Genomic DNA, 22794 nt, shown 5'->3' on the forward strand with positions numbered 1-22794 from the left:
ATCGGAGCCGCCTGAATTCGGGCCGCTCCGTTATTGCGCGAGGGGGTTCCCCCATGGGCCGCGGCCGGGCTAAGGCGAAGCAGACCAAGGTTGCTAGAGAGCTTAAGTACAGCTCTCCGCAGATCGATGTCGATCGGCTCCGTAAGGAGCTGGCCGGTTCGGGCGCGGGCGAACCCGAAAGGTCCGAGAACGGGTTCGTCGAGGACTCGTGGACCGATGAGGACGACTGGCGGCCCTGAGCCGCCCTCCCTCTTCTAAAACCGTGGGTGCTGGCCCACGAGCGTTGCTCGTGGGCCATCTTTACCCTTGGCGACCGTTCCCAGCGTCCAGCAATTCAGGTGCCGGGCGGTCAGGATGGCCAGCGCGCGATCGGTGTCCTCCGGAGCGACGATGGCAACCATGCCGACGCCCATATTGAAGGTCTTCTCCATCTCGGGGCGGTCGATCCGTCCGCGCTGAGCGATCATCGTGAAAACCGGGGCGGGAGTCCACGTTCCGCGGTCCAACTCGGCGACCAGACCGTGCGGGATGACCCGCTCGAGGTTGCCCGCCAAACCGCCGCCGGTGACGTGGCAGAACGTGCGGACCTGAGTCTCGGCGGCCAGCGCCAGACAGTCCTTGGCGTAGATGCGGGTGGGCTCGAGTAGCTCTTCGCCCAATGTGCGCCCGAATTCCTCGACGTGGCCGGCCAGGTTCATCCGGTCGATCTCCAGAAGCACCTTGCGGGCCAGCGAATAGCCGTTGGAGTGCAGTCCCGACGAACCCATCGCGATGATGACGTCGCCTGGACGCACCCGGTCGGGACCCAGTACGTCGTCGGCCTCCACCACACCGACGCCGGTGGCCGAGATGTCGTAGTGGTCGGGATCCATCAGCCCGGGATGTTCGGCCGTCTCGCCGCCCAGCAGGGCGCACCCGGCCAGCACACAACCCTCGGCGATGCCGGCGACGATCGCGGCGACCCGCTCGGGAACGGTGCGGCCGACCGCGATGTAGTCCTGCAGGAACAGCGGCTCGGCACCGCACACCACGAGGTCGTCGACCACCATGGCGACCAGATCCAGTCCGACGGTGTCGTGCTTGTCCATCGCCTGCGCGACGGCCAGCTTGGTGCCGACGCCGTCGGTCGAGGCGGCCAGCAGCGGCTCACGGTAGCCGCCGCGCAGCGCGAACAATCCGGCGAACCCGCCCAAACCGCCACGCACCTCGGGCCTACTGGCCCGCTTGGCCAGCGGTTTGAACAGCTCGACGGCGCGGTCACCGGCCTCGATGTCAACCCCGGCCGATGCGTAGGAGATCTGGCTGTCTTCCTCGCGATCAGTCATCGGGCATAAGGCTACCGGTCGTGGACCGGCGCCGTAACGTGCCGGGGTTCACCCAACCTGCCGGGCGATCCACTCGTTGAGCGGCACCCCGGCGCGCAGCGTGGTCACCGCGCGCTCTTTGGCCTTCTTGGTGCCCAGCCACGCGCCGACCGGCCAGGTCTTCATCATGGCGATGCCCTTGTGGCGCAGCAGCTCGATCCGGGGATGTTCCTTGGGATATCCCTTGGGTGCGGTCTTGAGCACGTCGTGGGCCATGATCTCGTAGCCGGCCGCCCGCAGATCCGCGACGATCGCGGCGAGCTCGGCACCGGACTTCTGCTTATCCACGGCCTCGCGGTAGCGCGCCAGTGTCTTGGGATCGGGCATGTACAGCCCGCCGCCCACCGACAGACCGTCGGCGGAGAACGACACATACCCCGACCCGATCGTCGCCGCGCAGTTGGTCTTGTAGGGGGTCTTGTCGGCGCTGAACCGGACGTCGCGGTAGGGCCGAAAAATCTTGCCAGCGCCGAACTCATCGGCCAGCTCGATCAGCAGCTGCTCCATCGGCGCCTTCACGTGGCGGTCGTAGACCGCTTTGTGCTCGGTCCAGTAGACCTTGGAGTTGTCGGCCTCCAGGCCTTCGTAGAACTCGACCGCCTCGATGGGCCAACCGGTAAACGCCATGGCAGCCATTGTGGAGGCAGTCGGCGCGCGTCGTGCACTATCGGCCCGGTCGCCTGTTGCCGCCCACGACCGGTGCCGGCATGACACGCTTGCCGACATGACGGCATGGCGGTGGCTGGCGCTGACAGCAGCCCTGGGAGTGGTGGTCGCGCCGGGCTCGGCCTCCGCCAGCCCCGGTGAAGGTGTGGAAGCGGTGACGATGTCGCAGGCATCGCTGAACGGCAAGGACTACATCAGCAAGGAGATCACCATCGCGCCGGGCGGCACCACCGGCTGGCACTACCACCCGGGTCAGCTGTTCGGGGTCGTCAAGGCCGGCACGCTGACCCACTACGACAGCGGCTGCACGATCGACGGCGTGTACGACGCGGGTGATCCGATCACCGAGCGCAGCGGCCCCGGCTACATCCACGAAGGCCGCAACGAAGGCGCGGTCCCGCTCGTCCTGTGGGTGCTCTACATCGATCCGGCCGGCAGCCCGCCCGCCGTCGACATGCCCGACCCGGGGTGCCCGTTCTGAGTTCGGCGCGGGCTGCCGCGCGCTGACAGATGTGACCGGGTCGGCATAACTGGCGCCGGTGGGGGCAATCCGGAAGGGCGTCGGCTCCGAATAAGAGTCGACGGATGGGAGGGTTTCGGTGTCGGCTGAGCAGATGAGGTGCCTGGTCACGGGTGCGACGGGCTACATCGGGGGCCGCCTGGTGCCACGACTTCTCGAAAGCGGCTTCACGGTGCGGGCGCTGGCGCGCAATCCGGACAAGCTGGCCAACGTGCCGTGGCGCAACAAGGCCGAAGTGGCCCGCGGCGACCTGAACGACGTCGCCTCGCTCGAGGAGGCCTTCGCCGACGTCGACGTCGTCTACTACCTGGTGCACTCGATGGGCCTGGAGAAGGATTTCGCCACCGAGGAGCGCCGCGCCGCACAGAACGTCGTGACGGCCGCTCGCACCGCCGGCGTGCGGCGCATCGTCTACCTCAGCGGGTTGCATCCCGAAGGTGTCGGTCTCTCAACACATTTGACGTCACGCACCACGGTCGGCGAGATCCTGATCGCCTCGGGGATCGAGTCCATCGTGCTCCAGGCAGGCGTCGTGGTGGGCTCGGGTTCGGCGTCGTTCGAGATGATCCGGCACCTCACCGACGTGCTGCCGGTGATGACCACGCCGAAGTGGGTGCACAACAAGATCCAGCCGATCGCCATCCGCGACGTGTTGCACTACCTCGTTGCGGCCGCCACCGCCGTGGTGCCGAAGTCGCGAACCTGGGACATCGGCGGACCCGACGTCCTCGAATACGGCGACATGATGCAGATCTACGCCGAAGTGGCCGGACTGGGACGGCGGCACATGCTGGTGCTGCCGGTGCTCACCCCGCGGATCGCCGCGCTCTGGGTGGGATTGGTGACGCCGATCCCGTCCGGCCTGGCCCGCCCACTGGTGGAGTCGCTGCACTGCGACGCGGTGATGAACAACCACGACATCGACACGGTCATCCCGCCGCCTCCCGGTGGCTTGACCCCGTATCGCCGGTCGGTGTCGCTGGCGTTGGCCCGTATCGCCCGCGGCGAGGTGGAGACGACGTGGAACACCGGCACCGCCGCCCAACTGCCCAGCGATCCGGACTGGGCCGGCGAGGTGGTCTATACCGACACCCGGTCGCGGCACACCGCCGCGAGCCCGGACCGGCTGTGGAAGGCCGTCGAGCGCAGCGTGCCGGATCGATGGACGGTCGAGGAGCGCGAGCTCGGGAAGGTGCTGCGGCTGCGGGCCGCGAACACCGCACTCGGCGATCGATGGCTGGAAATGCGCATCACCCCGGAAGGCGACGGCAGCCGCTACGAGCAGCGGGCGATCTTCTATCCGCGTGGGCTGTTCGGGCGGCTGTACTGGTACGCCGGCCGTCCGGTGCAGGCGATGAGACTTGATGCCCGGGTCCGCAGGGTGACCACGGCGGCGGGCTGAGGTCTGCCGCTAGGGCCGGCGTAACGCCGAGACGTTGTCGTTGTCGGATTGGACCGTACGCCGGGGATCGGCCTCCACGATCGGTAGGCCGGTGCGGGCGGCGGTGGCCAGCATGTGTTCGACGACGTTCTTGCCGAGCTGGGTCTCGCCGGGCAACTCGATCGGGTAACTGCCGTCGAAGCAGGCGCAGCACAGCCGGGACGCGGGTTGTTCGGTGGCGGCGATCATGCCCTGCTGAGAGATGTAGCCCAGCGAGTCGGCGCCGATCGCGTGCCGCACCGCTTCGAGCATCTCGTCCTCGTTGTCCACCGCGTTGGCGATCAGTTCGGCCGGGGTGGCGAAATCGATGCCGTAGAAGCACGGCCACCGCACCGGCGGGGAGGCGATGCGCACGTGCACCTCGACCGCTCCGGCCTCGCGCAGCATCCGCAACAGGGCGCGCTGGGTGTTGCCGCGGACGATCGAGTCGTCGACGACGATGAGCCGCTTACCGCGGATCACCTCTTTGAGCGGGTTCAGCTTGAGCCGGATACCGAGCTGACGGATGGTCTGCGACGGCTGGATGAAGGTGCGCCCGACGTAGGCGTTCTTCATCAGGCCCTGACCGAACGGAATCCCGGACTCCTGGGCGTAGCCGACCGCGGCCGGGGTGCCCGACTCGGGAACACCGATCACCAGATCGGCCTCGACCGGCTTCTCGCGGGCCAGCCGGCGGCCGATGTCCACCCGAGCGCCGTGTACCGAGCGGCCGGCCAGGGTGCTGTCAGGGCGGGCGAGATAGACGTACTCGAAGACGCAGCCCTTCGGCGTCGGGTTGGCGAACCGGCTGGAGCGCACGCCGTCGGCGTCGATGGCCAGCAGTTCACCGGGTTCGATGTCGCGTACGAAGGAGGCGCCGACGATGTCGAGGGCCGCCGTCTCGGAGGCGACCACCCAGCCGCGGTCCAGCCGGCCGAGCGACAACGGCCGCACCCCGAACGGGTCGCGGGCGGCGTAGAGGGTGTTCTCGTCCATGAAGGTCAGGCAGAACGCGCCGCGCACCGTCGGCAGCAGTTCGAGGGCAGCCTGTTCCAGCGTGGAGTCCGCCGCGCCGTGAGCCAGTAGCGCTCCGAGGATGTCGGAGTCGGTGGTCGCCGCCCCCGGCATGTTGGGGTTGATCAGGCCGGCTTCCCGGGCGCGCCGTGCCATATCGGTGGTGTTGACCAGATTTCCGTTGTGCCCCAAGGCAACTCCGGTACCCGCCGCAGTGTTGCGGAATACCGGCTGGGCGTTCTCCCAGGTGGTGGAGCCGGTGGTGGAGTAACGGCAGTGGCCGATGGCGACGTGGCCCGGCATCGCGGCCAGTGTCTGCTCGTCGAACACCTGGCTGACGAGACCCAGATCTTTGAAGACCAGCACCTGTGATCCGTCGGCGACGGCGATGCCGGCCGCCTCCTGGCCCCTGTGTTGTAGGGCATAGAGGCCGTAGTAAGTGAGTTTGGCAACATCTTCACCCGGAGCCCAGACTCCAAAGACGCCGCACTCTTCGCGAGGCTCGTTTTCCAGTTGGCCGGTCACGATATGGGCTGCTCCCTGGCGGAGGTAGTTGGCGTGAGCCCAGTCTACGGTGATCGGCGCAAAACGCGGAATTGAACGGCGAGTGTCGCCGGCGGGCTCAGTCCGGTTTCACCAATGGCAGAAACTGGCCCACCTCGGCGGCACGCGATCCGGACAGTCGCAGTCTCCCGTCGCGTGCGGCCTCGGCAAGTTCGAGATGACCGGTCGCCAGTCGCAGCCAGGTTCGCGGGTCGGTCTCGACGACGTTGGGTGGCGTACCGCGGGTGTGCCGGGGACCGTCGATGCACTGGACGGCCGCGAACGGCGGGATGCGCACTTCGACGCTGGCGCCGGGAGCCAGGGCGGCCAGGGTACGGGCGGTCAACCGGACGGCCACCGCGATCGCGGATCGGTCTGGGGCGACGGCGTTCTCGTCGCCGAGCCAGTCCGCCACCGCGCGGACCGCGGCACGCGTCGCCTCCGGGTCTGCGGTGCGGCGGGATGTCATCCGCTCAGTATTTCAGCACCGGGTCCGGCATTGACATCAACCATAGTTGAGGTCCTAGCGTGCAGGCATGTCCTTCACACCGCACGAACTCGCCTATCTGAACAAGGCCGATCTCGGCAGGCTCGCCACCATCCAGTCGAACGGCACGCTGCAGAACAGCCCCGTCGGCTTCCAGTACAACGACGATCTGGGCACGATCGACGTGTACGGCTACAACTTGGCCAAGAGCCAAAAGTTCCGCAATATCGCCACCAACAACACGGTGGCGTTCGTGGTCGATGACATCTTCTCGCACGATCCGTGGCGGGTGCGCTGCCTGGAGATCCGCGGCAGCGCCCAACAGGCCGAGAACGCCGACGGCGAGCCGCTGATCCGGATCACCCCGAAGCGCATCATCAGCTTCGGCATCGCCGACACCGATACCGAAGCGCACGACCTGGTGCCGGACAGCCGCGACGTGCCGACCACGGCGAGCTAACGCCCCCGGACCGCCAACGCCGCGATCGCACCGGCCTCGTTGACCGCCAGGTGCGCCAGCATCGGGGCCACCACGCTGCCCGACCGTTCGGCCAGCCAGCCGAACCCCCACCCCGCCAGCCCCGTCACCAGCACGGTGCCGACCACCGACTCACCGGCCCTGCGGGCGTCTGGGATATGCCAGAGGCCGAACGCGCCGGCCTGCACGAGCCGTCCGATCGCCGGACCGAACCCGCGGCCAGCGACGCTCGCCAGCGCACCGCGAAACAGCGCCTCTTCGAACACCACTGTGCCCAAGGGGATTTCGAACGCCAGCCAGCGTCGCGCGCTGTCGGGGACAGCCCGCTCGCGCATCGCCGTCCGCACCGACGGCACCAACGTCGTGGCCGCCACCCCGGCGGCGACCGCTACCGCTGCCGCGCCACCGTGCCGCAGCCCCGACCACAGTTGCGGCGGCCGAAGGCCCAGCGGCGCACCCACGGCCAGTGCCACGGCGGTGCCCGCTGTCGCCCGCAGGACCGGACGCCAGGTCATTGGAATTCCGGGCCGCCAGCCGCCATGGCCTTGTCCAGGAACTGACGGATGCGGTCGGTGTCCCGGGCGGTCCAGCCCGAGGGCGCGGCCACGGCGACCCAGCCGTCGAGCTGGCCGTCGCCGTAGTTGTGGCCGTGTCCGATCGGCGAAGCCTGGGAGCTGGTGACGTTGCCTGCCATGTCGGCGCTGACTTGCCAGAACGTGACGATCGGATACCAGCGCATCAAGGCGCTGCGGTCGAAGCCCGGCGGTTCGGCCAACCAGTCCGGCTTCTTGAACAGCAGATCCGTTGTCCACCACACGACCGGATCCGACGGGTGCTGCAGATACAGCACCCGGGTGCCGCGCCACGGCGGGTCGGCGGCCACCCGGGCGACCTCGGCGGGACCGGCCCCCTGGGCGAAGCGCACCGTGCGACCGTTGTCGTAGCGAGGCTGCACCTCGGGCGTTCCCGGATCACGCCTGGCGGTCAACGCTTTCCACAGTGCACTGGCATTCGGTGGGCCCACCCACAGCACGGCCCTGAAATCCATGTCCACCACGTCGGGCAGATACCCGAACGCACCCTGGCCGGCCATCGAGCCGAGACTCTCGCCGTACAAGGCTAATTCGGGCCGCCGGTCGGCGGGCCATTGCTGCCAGCGTTCGTGGATGGCATTGACCATCGCCTTGCCGGCCTGCACCGACTTCTGCTGATCGGCGAGAAACGAGATCCAGCTCGGCAGATACGAGTACTGCATGGCGACCAGGGCGGTGTCGCCGTTGTACATCGCTTCGATGGCGCGCGCTGCGACGGGATCGACCCAGCCGGTGCCGGTGGTCGGAATGATCACCAGGAGTTTGCGTTCGTAGGCCTTGGTGCGCTGGAGTTCGGAGAGTAGGACGGCGACTCGGCCCTCGTCGGTGTCGGCGGACTGCAGGCCCGCATAGATGCGGATGGGTTCTTTGGCGGGACGGCCGTTGAGCTCGGTCAGTTCGCGGGCGTCCGGCCCGGTGCCGACGAAGTTACGACCCTGGAATCCCAGCGTGTCCCACTTCGCGAATGAGCCTGGGCTGCCGGATCTTTCGGGGCTCACCGGTTGCTCGATGCCGGGTCGGGTAGTGGTGTTCTGCGGCTGGAACACCGCGCGGGCTCCGCCGATGAAGCCGCGCACAAGCACACCGTTGACCAGGGTGATGACCAGCACGACCACGATCGCGGTGCCGATGAACATCGCGACCTCGTCGTTGATGTCCCAGCGCCGGATCATCACCCGTGCCAGCAGCTTGATCGCATCCTTGACCACCCTGGCCACCGCAACCAGCAGTCCTCCCGCCACAACGGCGACAACCAGGATGCGCAGATAGCCCAGGGTGTCCGGACCCTCGATGCCCATCACCGCCGCCAGTTGCCGCTGCCAGGCCGCAGCGGGGATGACCATTCCCACGCTCGCCGCGATCGCTGCCACGACGGTGGCCGCCTTGAGGCCGTACGAGATCTTGGGCTTCGGTGGCCACCAGTCGCGGTGCGAGAGGAACAGCCGGCGAAACACCTTGCCTACCAATACGCCGATGCCGTAACCGATCGCGGCATTGATGCCGCCGATGAGACCGCCGGTCGCCCAGTCCCGCGGCAGCAGCGACGGGGTCAGGGACAGACAGAAGAACAGCGCGCCGAATGCGACTCCGACGAAGTCCAGACGGACCAGGCTCCAGGCCCACGCCGCAAGCGATTCCCGGTGCCGCCGCCGCCCAGGTGAGGCCGCGGCCTCACCCTTGACGTCGTCGACCGCACTGGTCATCCGAACAGCCCGGGCAACACTTTCTCAGAGGTGGAACGCAGCTCGTCCAGTGACACGGTGAACAACCCTTGGACCTCAACGGAATCCGAACCGGTATCGGAGACGCCGATACGCGTGATCGGCAGGGCGCGCGCCTCGCACATCGCCCGGAACCGGCTCTCCTCGGTCCGCGGCACCGCTACCAATGCCCGGCCCGCGGACTCGGAGAACAGGAACACGAACGGGTCAACGCCTTCGGGAAGCAGTATGCGGCAGCCGGTTTCGCCGGCCAGCGAAGCCTCGACGATGGTCTGGATCAAGCCGCCTTCGGACAGGTCGTGCGCCGCTGAGGCCAGCCCGTCGCGCGAGGCTGCCGACAGCACCTCGGCCAGCAGCTTCTCGCGGTCGAGGTCGACCGACGGCGGCACACCACCGAGGTGGTCCCCGGTGACCTGGGCCCAGATGGAGCCGTCGAACTCGTCGCGGGTGTCGCCGAGCAGGAACAGCGTCTCACCGGGCTCGTTGCCCAGGCCGGTGGGCAACCGCCGGCTCACGTCGTCGATCACGCCGAGCACGCCGACCACCGGGGTCGGCAGGATGGCCGTCGCACCGGTTTGGTTGTAGAAGCTGACGTTGCCGCCGGTAACCGGAATGCCAAGGGCCGCACAGCCATCCGCGAGCCCGCGGACCGCCTGAGCGAACTGCCACATCACACCGGGGTCCTCCGGTGAGCCGAAGTTCAGGCAGTTCGTCACCGCGATCGGGGTGGCCCCGGTGACCGCGACGTTGCGATACGCCTCGGCCAGTGCAAGCTGCGCGCCGGTGTAGGGGTCGAGTTGGGTGTAGCGGCCCGAGGCGTCGGTCGACACCGCGATACCCCGGCCGGTGGCTTCGTCGATGCGCAGGACACCACCGTCGGCATGCTCGGCCAGCACGGTGTTGCCGCGCACGTAGCGGTCGTACTGCTCGGTGATGAACGCCCGGCTGCACAGGTGCGGGCTGCCCACCAGGGCCAGCAGGGTGCTACGCAACTCCTCGCCGCTGCTGGGGCGCGGCAACGTCGCCGAGGTGTCGGCGATCAGCGCGTCCTGCCATTCGGGCCTGGCCACTGGGCGCTCGTAGACCGGACCTTCGTGGGCCACCGTGCGCGGCGGCACGTCCACGACACACTCGCCGTGCCAGCTGATCTGCAGCCGGTCGCCGTCGGTGACCTCGCCGATCACCGTCGCCAGGACTTCCCACTTGCGGCAGACGGCCATGAACTTCTCGACGTTCTCCGGCGAGACGACCGCACACATGCGTTCCTGCGACTCGCTGGACAGGATCTCCGCCGGGGTCATGTTCGCGGCGCGCAGCGGAACCTTGTCCAGCTCGATCGCCATACCGCCGTCACCGGCGGACGCCAGTTCTGATGTGGCACAGGACAATCCGGCACCACCGAGGTCCTGGATACCGATGACCAGGCCGGCCGAGTACAGCTCGAGACAGCACTCGATGAGCACCTTCTCCATGAACGGGTCGCCGACCTGGACACTGGGCAGCTTCTTGCGTCCCGGCCCGGAGCCTTCGTCACCACCGAAGGTGTCGCTGGCCAGCACCGACACGCCGCCGATGCCGTCCAGACCGGTGCGGGCACCGAACAGGATGATCTTGTTGCCGGCGCCGGATGCGAACGCCAGGTGCAGGTCTTCTTTACGCAGCACCCCGACGCACAGTGCGTTGACCAACGGGTTGCCGGCGTAGGACGGGTCGAAGACCGTCTCCCCGCCGATGTTCGGCAGACCCAGCGAGTTGCCGTAGCCGCCGACGCCGCGCACCACGCCGTCGAGGACGCGGCGGGTGTCGGGGGCGTCGGCCGCACCGAACCGCAACTGGTCCATCACCGCAACCGGCCGCGCGCCCATGGCCATGATGTCGCGCACGATGCCGCCGACGCCGGTGGCCGCGCCCTGGTACGGCTCGACGTAGGACGGGTGGTTGTGCGATTCGACCTTGAAGGTGACCGCCCAGCCGTCGCCGATGTCGACCACACCGGCGTTCTCGCCGATCCCGGCCAGCATCGCGGCCTTCATCTCGTCGGTGGTGGTCTCACCGAAGTAGCGCAGATGCACCTTCGAGGACTTGTAGGAGCAGTGCTCGCTCCACATCACCGAGTACATCGCCAACTCGGCATCGGTGGGCCGCCGGCCCAGGATGTCACGTATCCGCTGGTACTCGTCCTCCTTGAGGCCGAGTTCGCGGAACGGTTGCGGGTTGTCGGGGGTGGCTGCCGCGTTCCCGACGGTGTCGACTGCTCCAGTGAGCCCAGATGTCACCGCATCAGTCTAGTGAGCGTCACTGGATGGCGGCGGCCACACAGAACGCGTTGCCCTCCGGGTCGGCCAGGACCACCCAGCTGAACGCGTCCCCGAACGAGTGCCGGGCCGTCTCGGTGGCACCGTGGGCGACCAGTCGCCGGACCTCCGCCTCGACGTCGGACGCGGAGAAGTCGACGTGTACCCGGTTCTTGCCGGGCGTCGGGTCATCGACCCGCTGGAAGCCCAGCCGTGGCCCGTCGGGCTGGGAGACGACCACGAACTCACCGGGCATCACCGCGGCGGTGCTGCCTCCGACAGCCACGGCCCACCAGTCGGCCAGCCCGTCGGGGTCGCCGCAGTCGAAAGTGATCATCTCCACGCCCAGCGCCATGCGGCCAGCGTAGGTCAGGCCGGGTTCCCAGCCGGACAGATCACCCGCCGGCCGTGAGGGCGGCATCCACCAGCGAGCGGATCATCCATCGGCGTACGTCCCCGGCGTTCGACGGATCGAGTTGCAGCACGTCGCTGAACGCCACCATCGACTCGGTCCCCATCACCACCGCCAGCGCACTGGTCAGCCGCTGCAGCGCCGCGGGATCGAATCGGTCCCGGGCCGGTGCCAGGGCAGCCTCGATCAACGCCGTCCGGCGGTTCTGCCGGACCGGATAGTCCGTGGCATCCTGGCTGCGCTGCAGGGTCTGGGCCAGCATGATCCGGAACGCCGGCCGGTTGGCCGCCAGGACCTCCTCCAGCGCCGCATCGACGCGTTCCAACCGCTCGACGGGATCGTCGGTGGCGCCGGCCAGGAGGCTGTCGGCGTCGGGCATCGCCCAGTCCAGTGTCGTCTCGACGATCAGCAGTTCGGCGCTGGGGAAATACCGGTACGCCGTGGCCCTGGACACCTTCGCCTCGACGGCCACGTCGTCGACGGTCGGCGTGCGTCCCTGCTTCAGCAGTCGAGAAGCCGCATCCAGCAAGTCTTTTCGGGTACGCGCCCGCTGGTTGGGTCGCCCTGCCTCCGTCACGTCAAGCCTGGGGCAGCTGGCTGATGATCGCCGCCAAGTCCACCCACACGTTCTCCCGCCGGATGTCGCCGTCGGCGGCGAACTCGACGACGTGCAGGAGCCGGAACTGAAGCGGCCGGTGCTTGCCCTCGAGCCCGAACGGGGTCCCGGATGCCGTTCCACGCCATACGGATTCGTCGACGAGGAAGTCCTCGCCATACAGTCGCCGGACGGTATGCATGCTGCCGTCGGACAGGTCGGAGAACAACCTTTCGTAGAACGAGCGCGCCCCGTCGTGCCCCAGTGTCGGCCCCGCCGGGGAGCCAACGATGTCGTGTTCGACGTCGGGCGCGAGTGTGGCGAGCACTCCTTCGACGTCGTCGTTGGCTTCGAACCTGAAGTGATCGTCGATCGAGCGGTCCATCTGGGCGCGCGTCAGTGCCATGCGCAGAACCTTATTGAGACACCAGTCTCATGTCAATACGCGAGTCTCGCCGAGCTAGGACGGCTGGGGCGCCCGCGCCACCTGGCGGTCCACCGATACGCGCCGCACGAGAGCCGGCCCGACGACACCGTGGATCACCACGCTGCCGAGGACCACGATGACCATGACGGTGAGCAGGGTCTCGGCCGGCTCGTCGGGCAGCACGCTGTAGGCCAGCAGACCCAGCGCGATGCTCGCGGTGCCGCTGGGTCCGAGCCCGGCCAGCAGAGTCCGCTCGGGCCGGGACAATCCCGAGCCCAGCAGTGCCAGGGTGACCGGGACGGCGCGGACAACCGTCAGCACCAGCAGTCCGAACACCACCTGCTTGAGTTCGACCCCGTCTTCGAGGACATACCAGGCGACCGCACCGAAGGAGAACCACACCACCGCGGTGAGTAGGAAGTTGACGTCGTGGATGAAGTCCTGCTCCCGGCTGTCGTCGATGTAGCGGCGCACGCTGTTGTAGGCGATGCCGCAGACGAACGCGGCGACGAACCCGTTGCCGTGCAGACCCACGTTCACGACGTACGTCAGCACCGGAGCACCGACCACGAGAACACGCCGGGACTGCTCGGTCATCAGGGAACGGCGGTCGGCGGCGTTGGCGAGCCACGCCAAACCGGCCCCGACCACCAGGCCCAGCGCCACTGCGACAGCAAGGTGCGGCAGTCCCTGGCGCAGCGCGCCCGCCACGCTCTCTCCGGTGGTGCGCTGGCCGCTGGCAAGCGACAGCGCGAAGAGGAAGACCGGGGCGACGACCCCGTCCGCGTATCCCTCCTCGACGTTGAACAACTGCCGTACCCGCAACGGAATTCGCTCGTCGTGAAGGAACGACACCACCGGGGCGAAGTCGATGGGGACCACTACGCACGCCATCACCAGCAGCATCGGCCACGCCAATCCGGGCAGCAGACCAAGCCCGATGACGACGGCCAGGGCCAGGCTCATCGGCAAGGCGACGAACAGCATCCGCAGCGCAAGCTTGCCCTGACCGCCGAAGAAGCCGCCGCGGATCGAAGCGGCGTGCTCGAAAAGCACTACCGCGAGGATCGTTTCGATGACGGGTTCGACGGCGTGCGCGTCGATGGCGATGGCGAACGAGTCATCGGTGGCGAAACCAACCAGACCACCGGCGAACACCAGGGTCATCACCGGAGTGATTCCCCACCGTTGGAGGCGGCGGGCTACCAGCGACCAGGCCACGACCGTGGCGGCGATCCCGGCGACGGTCCACAGCACGGGAGTGATTATTGCCCGCGCGACGTCGCAGTGCGACACGGAGCACGCCGGAACACCACCCCCGCGCGTTTACTCCGGGGACAGAAACGCCTGCAGCGCAGCGGCATAGGAGACCACGTCGGCGGCACCCATGAGTTCGCGCGCCGAGTGCATGGCCAGCTGCGCCGCACCGACGTCGACGGTCGGGATGCCGGTGCGCGCCGAGGTCATCGGTCCGATCGTCGAGCCACACGGCAGGTCGGCACGGTGTTCGTAGCGCTGCAGCGGCACCCCCGCCTGACGGCAGGCGAGTTCGAACGCCGCGGCCGTGCGGCCGTCAGTGGCATAGCGCAGGTTGGGCTGGACCTTGAGCACCGGTCCGCCGTCGACCGCGATCAGGTGACCCGGCTCATGGCGGTCCGGGTAGTTGGGGTGGGTGGCATGGGCCATGTCACCGGAGGCCACCATCGACGCGGTCAGCCGGCGCAGGAAGTCCTCCCGGTCGCCGCCGGCGCTCAATACGATGCGTTCGAGTGTGGTGAGCAACAGATCGGACTGGGCACCATGGTCCGATGTCGAGCCGACTTCCTCATGGTCGAACAGCGCCAGCACCGGCAGGTAGCCGCGCGGCTCGGCGGCCAGGAACGCTTCGAGCCCCGCGTAGCAGGTGCCCTGGTTGTCCAGCCGCGGTGCGCTGACGAACTCGCCGCCGGCCCCGATCAGCGCCGACGGGGCCAGATCGTGGGTCATGAGATCGGCCGAGAGCAGGTCGGCGGGGTCCACACCGGCCCACTGCGCGGCGTAGTCGAGGAACGAGCGCGGGGCGGCGCCCAGCCCCCACACCGCGTTGACGTGCCGCTGCGGGTCGAGCTTGACCGCGGCCCGGTCCTCGGACAGGTGGATGGCCAGCTGCGGAACCCGCAGGATCGGCTCGTCGATGAGCACCAGCAGATGAGAGACGCCGCCGTCGGCATCGGGGTCGCGCACCGACAGCCGGCCGCTGACGCCCAGGTCGCGGTCCAGCCAGGAGTTCAGCCACGCCCCGCCATACGGCTCCAGGGCCACCACCTGCCAGCCCGCCACCGCGCGGTCGGGATGCTGCTTGACCCGAAGGTTCGGGCTGTCGGTGTGCCCGCCGACGATGCGGAACGGCCGATTGTCGCTGCTGTGCTCAGGACTTGTCCAGGCGACCAGCGAGCCGGCCCGCACCGTGTAGTAGCGCCCCTTGCGCTCCGGCCAGCGGTCGGTCTCGGACAGTTCGGAGTAACCCGCGGCGTCCAGCCGACGCGCGGCCGTCTGGCAGACATGGAACGGCGACGGCGACGCGTCGATGAATTCGCACAGCCCGTGCGCACTGGCCCCGGTCGACATGTTCACCATCATGTCCGACCGCGCAGCCATTAGGGTCAAACGGTGCCCTCCCCGCAGCCACAACCGGTACTGGCGCCGCTGACACCGGCGGCCATCTTCCTGGTGGCCACGATCGACGATGGCGGTGAGGCGGTGGTGCACGACGCGCTGGCCGACCTTTCCGGTCTGGTTCGCGCGATCGGCTTCCGCGATCCGTCCAAACACCTGTCGTTGGTGACGTCGATCGGGTCAGGGGCGTGGGATCGGTTGTTCGCCGGTCCGCGCCCGGCCGAGCTACACCCCTTCATCGAGGTGCACGGGGGCCGTCACCACGCCCCGTCGACACCGGGCGATCTGTTGTTCCACATCCGCGCCGAAGTGCTCGACGTCTGCTTCGAGCTGGCCGGCCGGATCGCCAAGGCGATGGCGGGGGCGATCACGATCGTCGACGAGGTGCACGGCTTCAAGTTCTTCGACAACCGCGACCTGCTCGGCTTCGTCGACGGCACCGAGAACCCCGACGGCCAGCTCGCGCTGGCCGCCAGCCAGATCGGCGAGGAGGATCCCGACTTCACCGGTGGCTGTTATGTGCACGTGCAGAAGTACGTCCACGACATGGGGTCGTGGGAGTCGCTGTCGGTCGAAGAACAGGAGCGGGTGATCGGCCGCACCAAGCTCGACGACATCGAGTTCCCCGACGATATCAAACCGGCCAATTCCCATGTGGCACTGAACGTCATCGAAGATGCCGACGGCAACCAGCTGCAGATCGTCCGGGCAAACATGCCGTTCGGCGAGGTCGGCAAGGGCGAGTACGGCACCTACTACATCGGCTACTCGCGCAGCCCGGCGGTCACCGAGAAGATGCTGGAGAACATGTTCATCGGCAGCCCACCGGGCAACACCGACCGCATCCTGGACTTCTCGACCGCGCTCACCGGCGGCCTGTTCTTCACCCCGGTCGCCGATTTCCTCGACGACCCCCCACCCCTGCCCGGCGCCGAGACGCCGGCGGCCCAGACGGCCCCTGCCCCTACTCATGACGGCTCACTGGCAATCGGCAGCCTGAAAGGACAGCCCCAATGAACAACCTCTACCGCGAACTCGCCCCGGTCACCGAATCCGCCTGGGAGGAGATCGAACTGGAGGCGACGCGCACCTTCAAGCGGCACATCGCCGGCCGGCGCGTCGTCGACGTCAGCGGTCCGGGCGGACCGGTCACCGCGGCGGTGAGCACCGGACACCTGCGCGATGTGACCGCACCCGCCGACGGCGTCGTCGCACATCTTCGCGAGGCCAAACCACTTGTGCGGCTGCGGGTTCCCTTCACCGTGTCGCGCGACGCGATCGACGACGTCGAGCGCGGATCACAGGACTCGGACTGGGATTCGGTGAAGGAGGCCGCCAAGAAGCTGGCCTTCGTCGAGGACCGGGCGATCTTCGAGGGCTACGGCGCCGCATCCATCGACGGTATCCGCAGCTGCAGCTCCAATCCGGCGCTGGCGCTGCCCGCCGACCCCCGCGAGTACCCCGACGTCGTCGCGCAGGCGCTCTCCGAGCTGCGGCTGGCCGGCGTCGACGGGCCGTATTCGGTGCTGCTGTCGGCGGAGGCATACACCAAGGTCAGCGAGACCACCGAGCACGGCTATCCCATTCGCGAGCACCTCAACCGGCTCGTCGACGGCGAGATCATCTGGGCTCCGGCCATCGACGGCGCGTTCGTGCTGAGCACCCGCGGCGGTGACTTCGATCTTCAGCTGGGCACCGATGTGTCGATCGGCTACCTGAGCCACGACGCCGAGACCGTTCAGCTGTACCTGCAGGAGACGCTGACGTTCCTGTGCTACACCGCCGAGGCGTCGGTCGCCCTGACGCCATAACTGCCACGAGCGTGCGTGTCGGTACCGCGACACGCCGCCACCGGTGTACCGGAGCGCACGCTCGGCGCAGGAGACCTCAGACCAGGACGGCGTCCAGCGCGGAGTAGAACAGCCCGAGGCCGTCGTCGGACGGCCCGGTCAGCGCTTCGGTCGCATGCTCGGGGTGCGGCATCAACCCGACGACGCGCCCGTTGGCCGAGCTGATGCCGGCGATACCGCGCATCGAGCCGTTGGGGTTGTCGGCGTAGCGGAACACCACGCGCCCCTCCCCCTCCAGCTCGTCGAGCACGGCCTCGCTGGCCACGTAGCGGCCCTCACCGGACTTCAGCGGCACCAGCAGCTCAGCACCCCACTCGTAGCGCGACGTCCAGGCCGTGGTGATGGAGTCGACCTTGAGCCAGACGTCGCGGCAGACGAAATGCAGGCCGGCGTTGCGGGTCAGCGCGCCGGGCAGCAGGCCGGCCTCACAGAGCACCTGAAAGCCGTTGCAGATGCCCAGGACGGGCATGCCCCGGCCGGCTGCCGCCACCACTTCGCCCATGACCGGGGCGAACTTGGCGATGGCCCCGCAGCGCAGGTAGTCGCCGTAGGAGAAACCACCGGGGACGACGACGGCGTCGACGCCCTTGAGATCGGCGTCGGCGTGCCAGAGGCTGACGGCCTCGGCGCCGGCCAGCCGGACCGCACGGGCGGCGTCGACATCGTCGAGCGTGCCCGGGAAGGTGATGACCCCGACGCGCGCGCTCACGACGGCTCCCGGGTGACCGACCAGTCCTCGATCACGGTGTTCGCGAGCAGTGACTCGGCGATCTCGGCGAGCTGCGCGTCGGTGACCGACTCGTCGACTTCGAGCTCGAACCGCTTGCCCTGCCGGACATCTGAGATGCCGGCGTGCCCGAGCCGGCCCAGCGCGCCGACGATGGCCTGGCCCTGCGGGTCCAGAATCTCGGCCTTGGGCATCACATTGACAACCACCCGGGGCACTGCAGCTCCTCGCTGACGTCGGTGAACGGTGCGGCTCAACTGTACCGGCGCGCTACGGACAGGACCCGATATAGGCGGTGCACAGCGGCGCGCCGAGGGTATCGAGCACGGTTTGGTCAGCCAGCGGGGGCCACGGGGTCTGCGGCGGGGCGCTCGACCACAGCGCCAATTCGGTGATCGTGCTGTTGGCCGGGTTCGCCACCAGGTATTGGTGCAGGATCACCGGTCCGCTGACCACGGCGGCCATCCGGTCCGGCTCGAGGATGGTCAGCGACGGCGACTGTGCGGGGTTGGTCCGCTGGCAGGCCTGCAGCGCGGCGACGGCGCTGTTGAAGGCATCCTCGGCCAGTGCCCCACCCCGCCAGGTCTCACCGCGCCAGTGCACCACCTGGGCTTGCAGCTGCCACTGGCCGGCGGGGTTGACGACGGCGGCGCGCTCGGCGACGGCATAGGAGCGGGGGTCGGCGGCCACCGGCGGGCTGCCGCACAGTTCCTCGAACCGGAATCGCGGCGCGACGGCGGTGACCGCCAGGGCGGGCAGCTGCGGCCACCCGTAGCGGGCGTTGAGCGGGATCGCCCACGGCGGGATCCAGGCTGAGTCGGGGATGCGATCACAGGCCGGCGGACAGTTCTGCGGGTCGGCGGCAGCCGGGGACGCGAAGACCAGCCCGCAGGCCGCCAGCACGGTAGCCAGGACCATCCGCATGATGACGCCTCCCCTGAGCGCACAATCGTAAGCATGGAATTGACGCATTTCGGCCATTCATGCCTTCTCGCCGAGCTCGGCGGCGCCACATTGTTGTTCGATCCCGGCACCTTCTCGCACGGCTTCGAGGGCGTCACCGGTCTGTCGGCGATTCTGATCACCCATCAGCACCCCGACCATGCCGACCGGGAGCGGCTACCCGCGCTGGCGGAGGCCAACCCCGGTGCCGCGCTGTATGCCGACCCGGCCACCGCTGCCGAACTCGGCGGACGGTGGCAGGCGGTGCACGTCGGCGACGAGCTGGCCGTCGACGGCCTGACCATCCGCGGGGTGGGCGGCCGGCACGCCGTGATCCACCCCGAGATTCCGATAATCGACAACATCTCCTATCTTGTCGGCGACGACGAGCACCCGGCCCGGCTGATGCACCCCGGCGACGCGTTGTTCGTCCCCGGCGAGCCGGTGGACGTGCTGGCCACCCCGGCGGCCGCGCCGTGGATGAAGATCTCCGAGGCCGTCGACTATTTGCGCGCGGTGGCTCCCGCGCATGCCGTGCCGATCCATCAGGGCATCATCGCCCCAGAGGGGCGCGGTATCTACTACGGTCGACTCACGGAGATGACCGATACCGACTTCCGGGTGCTGCCCGAGGAGAACTCGGTGCGGTTCTAGAGGACGGGCAGTTCCGGCGATGTTCGACAAGTGGCGGCTGAGACGACACGGAGAGCGTTGCACGGCAACGGTTCTGCATGTGCAGCAGGCCACGAAGATCGCGACGAACGACTACCGCAAGTACGACTTCGTCGTCGACGTCCATCCAGCTGGCGGTGCACCGGCCCGAATCGAGATCACCGACACCTTCACCGTCATGGGACTCAAGCCCGGGCCGGGTGACGTCGTGCCGGTGATCTGGGACAGCGCCGGGCAGCGGGCTGTCTTCGACCTGGCCGGTGACCCCCGATTCGACATGAAAGCGCTTCGCGTACAACAGGATGCAGAGCGGCAGACGCTTCTCGGCCTGCCGCCGAACGGAATCGAGGAGACATGAGCGCTGCTGATCTGACCGCGTTGTTCGGCTTGTCCGGGAAGACGGCGCTGGTGACCGGCGGCACCCGCGGAATCGGCATGATGATCGCCCGCGGCCTGTTGCAGGCGGGGGCGCGGGTGATCGTCAGCTCCCGCAAGGCAGACGCCTGCGAGCAGGCGGTCGAGGCGCTGTCGGCGTTCGGGGACGTACGGGGCATCCCGGCCGACCTGTCCAGCCAGCAGGAATGCAAGCGGCTGGCCGCCGAGGTGCTCGCCGATACCGACGCGCTGCACATCCTGGTCAACAACGCCGGTGCGACATGGGGCGAGCCACTCGAGACGTTCCCCGCCTCAGGGTGGGACAAGGTGCTCGACCTCAACGTCAAGTCGCCCTTCTGGATGGTGCAGGAGTTGGTGCCCGCGCTGCGCAAGGCCGGCACCCAGGACGACCCCGCGCGGGTGATCAATATCGGCAGCATCGACGGCATCCACGTGCCGGTGCTGGCCGTCTACTCGTACTCGGCCAGCAAGGCCGCCCTGCACCAGCTCACCCGAGTTCTCGCGAAAGAGCTTGGACCACAACATATCACCGTCAACGCGGTGGCGCCGGGGCCGTTCCCGTCGAAGATGATGGCCGCCACGCTGGACGCCTTCGGCGACGCCATCGCAGCGTCGGCTCCGATGCGGCGAATCGGCCGTGACGACGATATGGCCGGTATCGCGATCTTCCTGGCGAGCCGGGCGGGTTCGTATGTGAACGGCGCGATCATCCCGGTCGACGGCGGGATCGCGACGACCGCTTCGGGCTCTGGTTCAAGCCGCTGACGATGCGGGCCGGTCGAATTCCCACCGGTAGACCGTCGGTGCGCAGCCGTGCATCAGGGCGAGGTTGACGACGTCGAGCATTGCTTGGCGCGGGCCGGGCTTGCGGAGTTGTCGCGCCGCGACGCCCACCCGGACCAGTCCGCCGCGCCGCGCCGTCCGCTCGGCGGACAGCACCAGGGTGCGGCACCACCACGGTTCGGACAGGAAACCCTCGCCGATCCCGAGCACTCGGCCCCGCACGGTCGATCCGCTCACCAGGTCGGTCAAGCCATGAAGGTCGGCGAGCATGCGGAAGCCGTTGCGCGGCAATGCAGTCACGGTTCCCGATGACACCGTCCAGCCGGGTGCGGCGAACAGCCTGGTCCGCAATCCTACGTGCTCGAGCACCCGGTCGGCGCCCATCAGGCGCAGGTTCGCCTCGTGCGCCGGCAAGGTGGCGAACTCGCCCCGGCGCTTCTTGGTGGCGGCCTCGTCGAAGCCGTGCAGCACCACCGCGTCACCGGCAGACCGGCGACGCCCGAGCCAGTCGACTGTCACGGGGTCGGCTTCCAGCCGGTAGCCGTCTTTCAGACGGGGTGCCACGAGCAGCGACACCGGCACACCCTGACTGTCGAGCACCGAGCAGAACTCGTCGACATCGCTGAGCGTGCGCTCACAGATCCCGGACACCGACACGATGAGTCGTCCAGCCATGGGTGGATTCTGACAACTCCAGGTGTCCAGATGGTGTCGTCAGTCGAGATGTCAGACGACCATCCGGATCAGTTCGGCAGGACGGCCTCGATCGCGGCGACCACCTCGGGGGCATCCGGTTCGGTGGGAGGACGGAACCGGCTGACCACCTCGCCACCGGGGGCGATCACGAACTTCTCGAAGTTCCACTGGATGTCGCCGGCCTGACCATCAGCATCGGCGGTCTTGGTCAGTTCGGCGTACAGGGGATGGCGGGCCTCGCCGTTGACGTCGGTCTTGGCCAGCAACGGGAACGTCACCCCGTAGGTGGTCGAGCAGAAGGTGGCGATCTCCTCGGGGGTGCCCGGTTCCTGGCCCATGAACTGGTTACACGGCACACCGATCACGGTCAGGCCGCGGTCGGCGTAGTCGCGCGCCAGCTGCTCGAGCGCACCGTATTGCGGGGTGAGCCCGCATTTGGAGGCGACGTTCACCAGCAGGATGGCGCGGTCGGCGTAGTCGGCCAGCGAGGTCGACCTGCCATCGAGGGTGGTCAGCGAGATGTCAGTCAGGGCCATGACGGTGACCGTACCCGGCCGCGTAGTCGCGCGCCCCGCCGGTCGCGCCCTGCCCGGCGTCTGCTACTGAGATGGATGGCATTTTCACGACACCGACGGAGTGACCAGTGACGCAGACTTCCCCGGCACAGCAGCTTCGCATCCCAGCGGCGGACCTGGAGCTATGCGCCGATGCTTACGGTGACCCCGCCGACCATCCCGTGGTGCTGCTGCACGGCGGCGGGCAGACCCGGCACTCCTGGACCAAGACCGCTGCCGACCTGGGCGGGCAGAACTGGTACGCGTTGACCGTCGACCTGCGCGGGCACGGTGACAGCGGGTGGTCCCCCGACGGCGTCTACTCCCTGGACCGGTTCGCCGACGACGTCGTCCGGATCACCGAATTCCTCGGGCGCCCGCCCGTGCTCGTGGGGGCGTCGTTGGGCGGCATCTCCTCGCTGGCCGCGCTGGGGTTGCGGCCCGACCTCGCGCTCGGCCTGGTACTGGTCGACGTCTCCCCTTTCCTGCAGCCCAAGGGGACCAGCAGGATTCGTGACTTCATGATGGGGCGCGCCAAGGAGGGCTTCGCCTCGCTGGAGGAGGCCGGCGACTACGTGGCGGCCTACCTGTCGCACCGGCCCCGGCCCAGAAGTCTCGACGGCCTCAAGCGCAACCTGCGCGAGATCGACGGCCGGTGGTACTGGCACTGGGATCCGGCCTTCCTTGCCTCACCGGAAGACCAAGCGGTGCAACGCAACACCTTGACCGACCCGGCGTGGCTCGGGGCGGCGGCGGGCACCTTGCGGATTCCGACCCTGTTGGTTCGGGGCGGCAAGTCCGACGTGCTGAGCATTGAGGACTCGGTGCGATTCCTGCACCTCGTTCCCCATGCCGAGTTCGCGTCGGTCGCCGACGCGCACCACATGGTCGCCGGTGACGACAACGCGGTCTTCGAGCAGGTGCTCTGGGACTTCCTGGATCGCCGGGTGCGTTCCCGGCTGGCGCTGCTCGATGGCTGACAGCC

General features: G+C 68.4%; 27 protein-coding genes. 10 read left to right on the forward strand and 17 right to left on the reverse strand.

Annotated features, from left to right (window positions below; genetic code table 11):
* The first annotated feature begins 53 nt into the window (after positions 1-53).
* Complete coding sequence (locus tag OG976_RS09625; RefSeq protein ID WP_328361085.1) at positions 54-239, forward strand: DUF3073 domain-containing protein; 186 nt, start codon at positions 54-56, stop codon at positions 237-239.
* Positions 240-254: 15 nt separating this feature from the next.
* Here OG976_RS09625 and purM read toward each other — a convergent pair whose 3' ends face one another.
* Together purM and OG976_RS09635 are read right to left on the reverse strand one after the other, a co-directional pair.
* Positions 255-1325: a phosphoribosylformylglycinamidine cyclo-ligase gene (gene purM / locus OG976_RS09630; protein WP_328361088.1), complete on the reverse strand. Its 1071-nt coding sequence runs from the start codon at positions 1323-1325 to the stop codon at positions 255-257.
* A 48-nt stretch (positions 1326-1373) separates the two neighbouring features.
* The gene (locus tag OG976_RS09635) at positions 1374-1991 is read right to left on the reverse strand and encodes a DUF2461 domain-containing protein (RefSeq protein WP_328361091.1); all 618 of its coding nucleotides are present in this window, start codon (positions 1989-1991) and stop codon (positions 1374-1376) included.
* Between the two features lie 97 nt (positions 1992-2088).
* Between OG976_RS09635 and OG976_RS09640 the strand changes: the two genes are divergently transcribed.
* Both OG976_RS09640 and OG976_RS09645 read left to right on the forward strand, forming a co-directional pair.
* Positions 2089-2511, forward strand: a complete 423-nt coding sequence (locus OG976_RS09640) for a cupin domain-containing protein (protein ID WP_328361094.1) — start codon at positions 2089-2091, stop codon at positions 2509-2511.
* Positions 2512-2644: 133 nt separating this feature from the next.
* Positions 2645-3952 carry a DUF2867 domain-containing protein gene (locus OG976_RS09645; protein ID WP_328361097.1) on the forward strand — a complete coding sequence of 436 codons (1308 nt, stop codon included), beginning with the start codon at positions 2645-2647 and terminating at the stop codon, positions 3950-3952.
* A gap of 9 nt (positions 3953-3961) precedes the next feature.
* On the opposite strand, the gene purF is transcribed toward OG976_RS09645, so the two are convergent.
* Both purF and OG976_RS09655 read right to left on the reverse strand, forming a co-directional pair.
* On the reverse strand, positions 3962-5512 hold the full coding sequence (gene purF, locus OG976_RS09650; protein ID WP_328363342.1) for an amidophosphoribosyltransferase: 1551 nt from the start codon (positions 5510-5512) through the stop codon (positions 3962-3964).
* A 94-nt stretch (positions 5513-5606) separates the two neighbouring features.
* The gene (locus OG976_RS09655) at positions 5607-5996 is read right to left on the reverse strand and encodes a sterol carrier family protein (RefSeq protein ID WP_328361099.1); all 390 of its coding nucleotides are present in this window, start codon (positions 5994-5996) and stop codon (positions 5607-5609) included.
* Between the two features lie 67 nt (positions 5997-6063).
* Between OG976_RS09655 and OG976_RS09660 the strand changes: the two genes are divergently transcribed.
* Positions 6064-6474 (forward strand): PPOX class F420-dependent oxidoreductase, encoded by a 411-nt coding sequence (locus OG976_RS09660; protein ID WP_328361101.1) that lies wholly within the window; start codon positions 6064-6066, stop codon positions 6472-6474.
* On the opposite strand, the gene OG976_RS09665 is transcribed toward OG976_RS09660, so the two are convergent.
* The 8 genes from OG976_RS09665 to OG976_RS09700 all read right to left on the reverse strand — a co-directional run bounded on the left by OG976_RS09665 (position 6471) and on the right by OG976_RS09700 (position 15141).
* On the reverse strand, positions 6471-7013 hold the full coding sequence (locus tag OG976_RS09665; protein WP_442930518.1) for an Rv0804 family intramembrane glutamic endopeptidase: 543 nt from the start codon (positions 7011-7013) through the stop codon (positions 6471-6473). The two genes, OG976_RS09660 and OG976_RS09665, sit on opposite strands and share 4 nt — an antisense overlap.
* Positions 7004-8788: an alpha/beta hydrolase gene (locus OG976_RS09670; RefSeq protein WP_328361105.1), complete on the reverse strand. Its 1785-nt coding sequence runs from the start codon at positions 8786-8788 to the stop codon at positions 7004-7006. Before OG976_RS09670 ends, OG976_RS09665 begins: the two co-directional genes overlap by 10 nt.
* Positions 8785-11082, reverse strand: a complete 2298-nt coding sequence (purL, locus tag OG976_RS09675; RefSeq protein WP_328361108.1) for a phosphoribosylformylglycinamidine synthase subunit PurL — start codon at positions 11080-11082, stop codon at positions 8785-8787. Before purL ends, OG976_RS09670 begins: the two co-directional genes overlap by 4 nt.
* A 19-nt stretch (positions 11083-11101) precedes the next feature.
* Complete coding sequence (locus OG976_RS09680; protein ID WP_328361111.1) at positions 11102-11455, reverse strand: VOC family protein; 354 nt, start codon at positions 11453-11455, stop codon at positions 11102-11104.
* 40 nt (positions 11456-11495) lie between these two features.
* Positions 11496-12089, reverse strand: a complete 594-nt coding sequence (locus tag OG976_RS09685; RefSeq protein ID WP_328361114.1) for a TetR/AcrR family transcriptional regulator — start codon at positions 12087-12089, stop codon at positions 11496-11498.
* Between the two features lies 1 nt (position 12090).
* Entirely contained in the window at positions 12091-12513 is a 423-nt protein-coding gene (locus tag OG976_RS09690) for an ester cyclase (protein ID WP_328361116.1), read from the reverse strand.
* A 54-nt stretch (positions 12514-12567) separates the two neighbouring features.
* Positions 12568-13791 (reverse strand): cation:proton antiporter, encoded by a 1224-nt coding sequence (locus OG976_RS09695; protein WP_328361119.1) that lies wholly within the window; start codon positions 13789-13791, stop codon positions 12568-12570.
* A gap of 69 nt (positions 13792-13860) precedes the next feature.
* Positions 13861-15141 carry a M18 family aminopeptidase gene (locus OG976_RS09700; RefSeq protein ID WP_328361121.1) on the reverse strand — a complete coding sequence of 427 codons (1281 nt, stop codon included), beginning with the start codon at positions 15139-15141 and terminating at the stop codon, positions 13861-13863.
* Between the two features lie 42 nt (positions 15142-15183).
* Between OG976_RS09700 and OG976_RS09705 the strand changes: the two genes are divergently transcribed.
* Together OG976_RS09705 and OG976_RS09710 are read left to right on the forward strand one after the other, a co-directional pair.
* On the forward strand, positions 15184-16206 hold the full coding sequence (locus OG976_RS09705) for a Dyp-type peroxidase (RefSeq protein ID WP_328361124.1): 1023 nt from the start codon (positions 15184-15186) through the stop codon (positions 16204-16206).
* Positions 16203-17000 carry a family 1 encapsulin nanocompartment shell protein gene (locus OG976_RS09710; protein ID WP_328361127.1) on the forward strand — a complete coding sequence of 266 codons (798 nt, stop codon included), beginning with the start codon at positions 16203-16205 and terminating at the stop codon, positions 16998-17000. The genes OG976_RS09705 and OG976_RS09710 overlap by 4 nt, the downstream gene beginning before the upstream one ends.
* 76 nt (positions 17001-17076) lie before the next feature.
* Here OG976_RS09710 and purQ read toward each other — a convergent pair whose 3' ends face one another.
* From purQ to OG976_RS09725, 3 genes are read right to left on the reverse strand one after another with little or no spacing between them, the layout of a single operon-like run.
* Positions 17077-17748 (reverse strand): phosphoribosylformylglycinamidine synthase subunit PurQ, encoded by a 672-nt coding sequence (purQ, locus tag OG976_RS09715; protein ID WP_328361130.1) that lies wholly within the window; start codon positions 17746-17748, stop codon positions 17077-17079.
* A complete protein-coding gene (gene purS, locus OG976_RS09720) occupies positions 17745-17984 on the reverse strand; it encodes a phosphoribosylformylglycinamidine synthase subunit PurS (protein ID WP_328361133.1) in 240 nt (79 codons plus the stop codon). Before purS ends, purQ begins: the two co-directional genes overlap by 4 nt.
* A 52-nt stretch (positions 17985-18036) precedes the next feature.
* Positions 18037-18690 carry an ATPase gene (locus OG976_RS09725; protein ID WP_328361136.1) on the reverse strand — a complete coding sequence of 218 codons (654 nt, stop codon included), beginning with the start codon at positions 18688-18690 and terminating at the stop codon, positions 18037-18039.
* A 33-nt stretch (positions 18691-18723) separates the two neighbouring features.
* Between OG976_RS09725 and OG976_RS09730 the strand changes: the two genes are divergently transcribed.
* The 3 genes from OG976_RS09730 (at position 18724) to OG976_RS09740 (ending at position 20541) form a co-directional block, all read left to right on the forward strand.
* On the forward strand, positions 18724-19362 hold the full coding sequence (locus tag OG976_RS09730; protein ID WP_328361139.1) for an MBL fold metallo-hydrolase: 639 nt from the start codon (positions 18724-18726) through the stop codon (positions 19360-19362).
* A 79-nt stretch (positions 19363-19441) separates the two neighbouring features.
* Positions 19442-19738 (forward strand): hypothetical protein, encoded by a 297-nt coding sequence (locus tag OG976_RS09735; RefSeq protein ID WP_328361142.1) that lies wholly within the window; start codon positions 19442-19444, stop codon positions 19736-19738.
* Positions 19735-20541 (forward strand): SDR family oxidoreductase, encoded by an 807-nt coding sequence (locus tag OG976_RS09740; RefSeq protein ID WP_328361145.1) that lies wholly within the window; start codon positions 19735-19737, stop codon positions 20539-20541. Before OG976_RS09735 ends, OG976_RS09740 begins: the two co-directional genes overlap by 4 nt.
* Here the strand turns inward: OG976_RS09740 and OG976_RS09745 are convergent.
* Both OG976_RS09745 and OG976_RS09750 read right to left on the reverse strand, forming a co-directional pair.
* Positions 20530-21234 carry a DUF2334 domain-containing protein gene (locus OG976_RS09745; protein WP_328361147.1) on the reverse strand — a complete coding sequence of 235 codons (705 nt, stop codon included), beginning with the start codon at positions 21232-21234 and terminating at the stop codon, positions 20530-20532. The two genes, OG976_RS09740 and OG976_RS09745, sit on opposite strands and share 12 nt — an antisense overlap.
* Before the next feature lie 68 nt (positions 21235-21302).
* A complete protein-coding gene (locus tag OG976_RS09750) occupies positions 21303-21791 on the reverse strand; it encodes a glutathione peroxidase (RefSeq protein ID WP_328361149.1) in 489 nt (162 codons plus the stop codon).
* Positions 21792-21898: 107 nt separating this feature from the next.
* On the opposite strand from OG976_RS09750, the gene OG976_RS09755 reads away from it, so the two are divergent.
* Positions 21899-22789 carry an alpha/beta fold hydrolase gene (locus OG976_RS09755; RefSeq protein ID WP_328361151.1) on the forward strand — a complete coding sequence of 297 codons (891 nt, stop codon included), beginning with the start codon at positions 21899-21901 and terminating at the stop codon, positions 22787-22789.
* Positions 22790-22794: the final 5 nt, after the last annotated feature.

It is taken from the genome of Mycobacterium sp. NBC_00419 (assembly GCF_036023875.1).
In the GTDB taxonomy this organism is placed as follows: domain Bacteria; phylum Actinomycetota; class Actinomycetes; order Mycobacteriales; family Mycobacteriaceae; genus Mycobacterium.

What these genes read in the sequence shown, in the direction of transcription:
- OG976_RS09625 (WP_328361085.1), top strand. Translation starts at nt 54, where the DNA reads ATGGGCCGCGGCCGGGCTAAGGCGAAGCAGACCAAGGTTGCTAGAGAG.
- purM (WP_328361088.1), bottom strand. Translation starts at nt 1,325, where the DNA reads ATGACTGATCGCGAGGAAGACAGCCAGATCTCCTACGCATCGGCCGGG.
- OG976_RS09635 (WP_328361091.1), bottom strand. Translation starts at nt 1,991, where the DNA reads ATGGCGTTTACCGGTTGGCCCATCGAGGCGGTCGAGTTCTACGAAGGC.
- OG976_RS09640 (WP_328361094.1), top strand. Translation starts at nt 2,089, where the DNA reads ATGACGGCATGGCGGTGGCTGGCGCTGACAGCAGCCCTGGGAGTGGTG.
- OG976_RS09645 (WP_328361097.1), top strand. Translation starts at nt 2,645, where the DNA reads ATGAGGTGCCTGGTCACGGGTGCGACGGGCTACATCGGGGGCCGCCTG.
- OG976_RS09655 (WP_328361099.1), bottom strand. Translation starts at nt 5,996, where the DNA reads ATGACATCCCGCCGCACCGCAGACCCGGAGGCGACGCGTGCCGCGGTC.
- OG976_RS09660 (WP_328361101.1), top strand. Translation starts at nt 6,064, where the DNA reads ATGTCCTTCACACCGCACGAACTCGCCTATCTGAACAAGGCCGATCTC.
- OG976_RS09670 (WP_328361105.1), bottom strand. Translation starts at nt 8,788, where the DNA reads ATGACCAGTGCGGTCGACGACGTCAAGGGTGAGGCCGCGGCCTCACCT.
- OG976_RS09680 (WP_328361111.1), bottom strand. Translation starts at nt 11,455, where the DNA reads ATGGCGCTGGGCGTGGAGATGATCACTTTCGACTGCGGCGACCCCGAC.
- OG976_RS09690 (WP_328361116.1), bottom strand. Translation starts at nt 12,513, where the DNA reads ATGGCACTGACGCGCGCCCAGATGGACCGCTCGATCGACGATCACTTC.
- OG976_RS09700 (WP_328361121.1), bottom strand. Translation starts at nt 15,141, where the DNA reads ATGTCGACCGGGGCCAGTGCGCACGGGCTGTGCGAATTCATCGACGCG.
- OG976_RS09710 (WP_328361127.1), top strand. Translation starts at nt 16,203, where the DNA reads ATGAACAACCTCTACCGCGAACTCGCCCCGGTCACCGAATCCGCCTGG.
- OG976_RS09725 (WP_328361136.1), bottom strand. Translation starts at nt 18,690, where the DNA reads ATGCGGATGGTCCTGGCTACCGTGCTGGCGGCCTGCGGGCTGGTCTTC.
- OG976_RS09730 (WP_328361139.1), top strand. Translation starts at nt 18,724, where the DNA reads ATGGAATTGACGCATTTCGGCCATTCATGCCTTCTCGCCGAGCTCGGC.
- OG976_RS09740 (WP_328361145.1), top strand. Translation starts at nt 19,735, where the DNA reads ATGAGCGCTGCTGATCTGACCGCGTTGTTCGGCTTGTCCGGGAAGACG.
- OG976_RS09745 (WP_328361147.1), bottom strand. Translation starts at nt 21,234, where the DNA reads ATGGCTGGACGACTCATCGTGTCGGTGTCCGGGATCTGTGAGCGCACG.
- OG976_RS09750 (WP_328361149.1), bottom strand. Translation starts at nt 21,791, where the DNA reads ATGGCCCTGACTGACATCTCGCTGACCACCCTCGATGGCAGGTCGACC.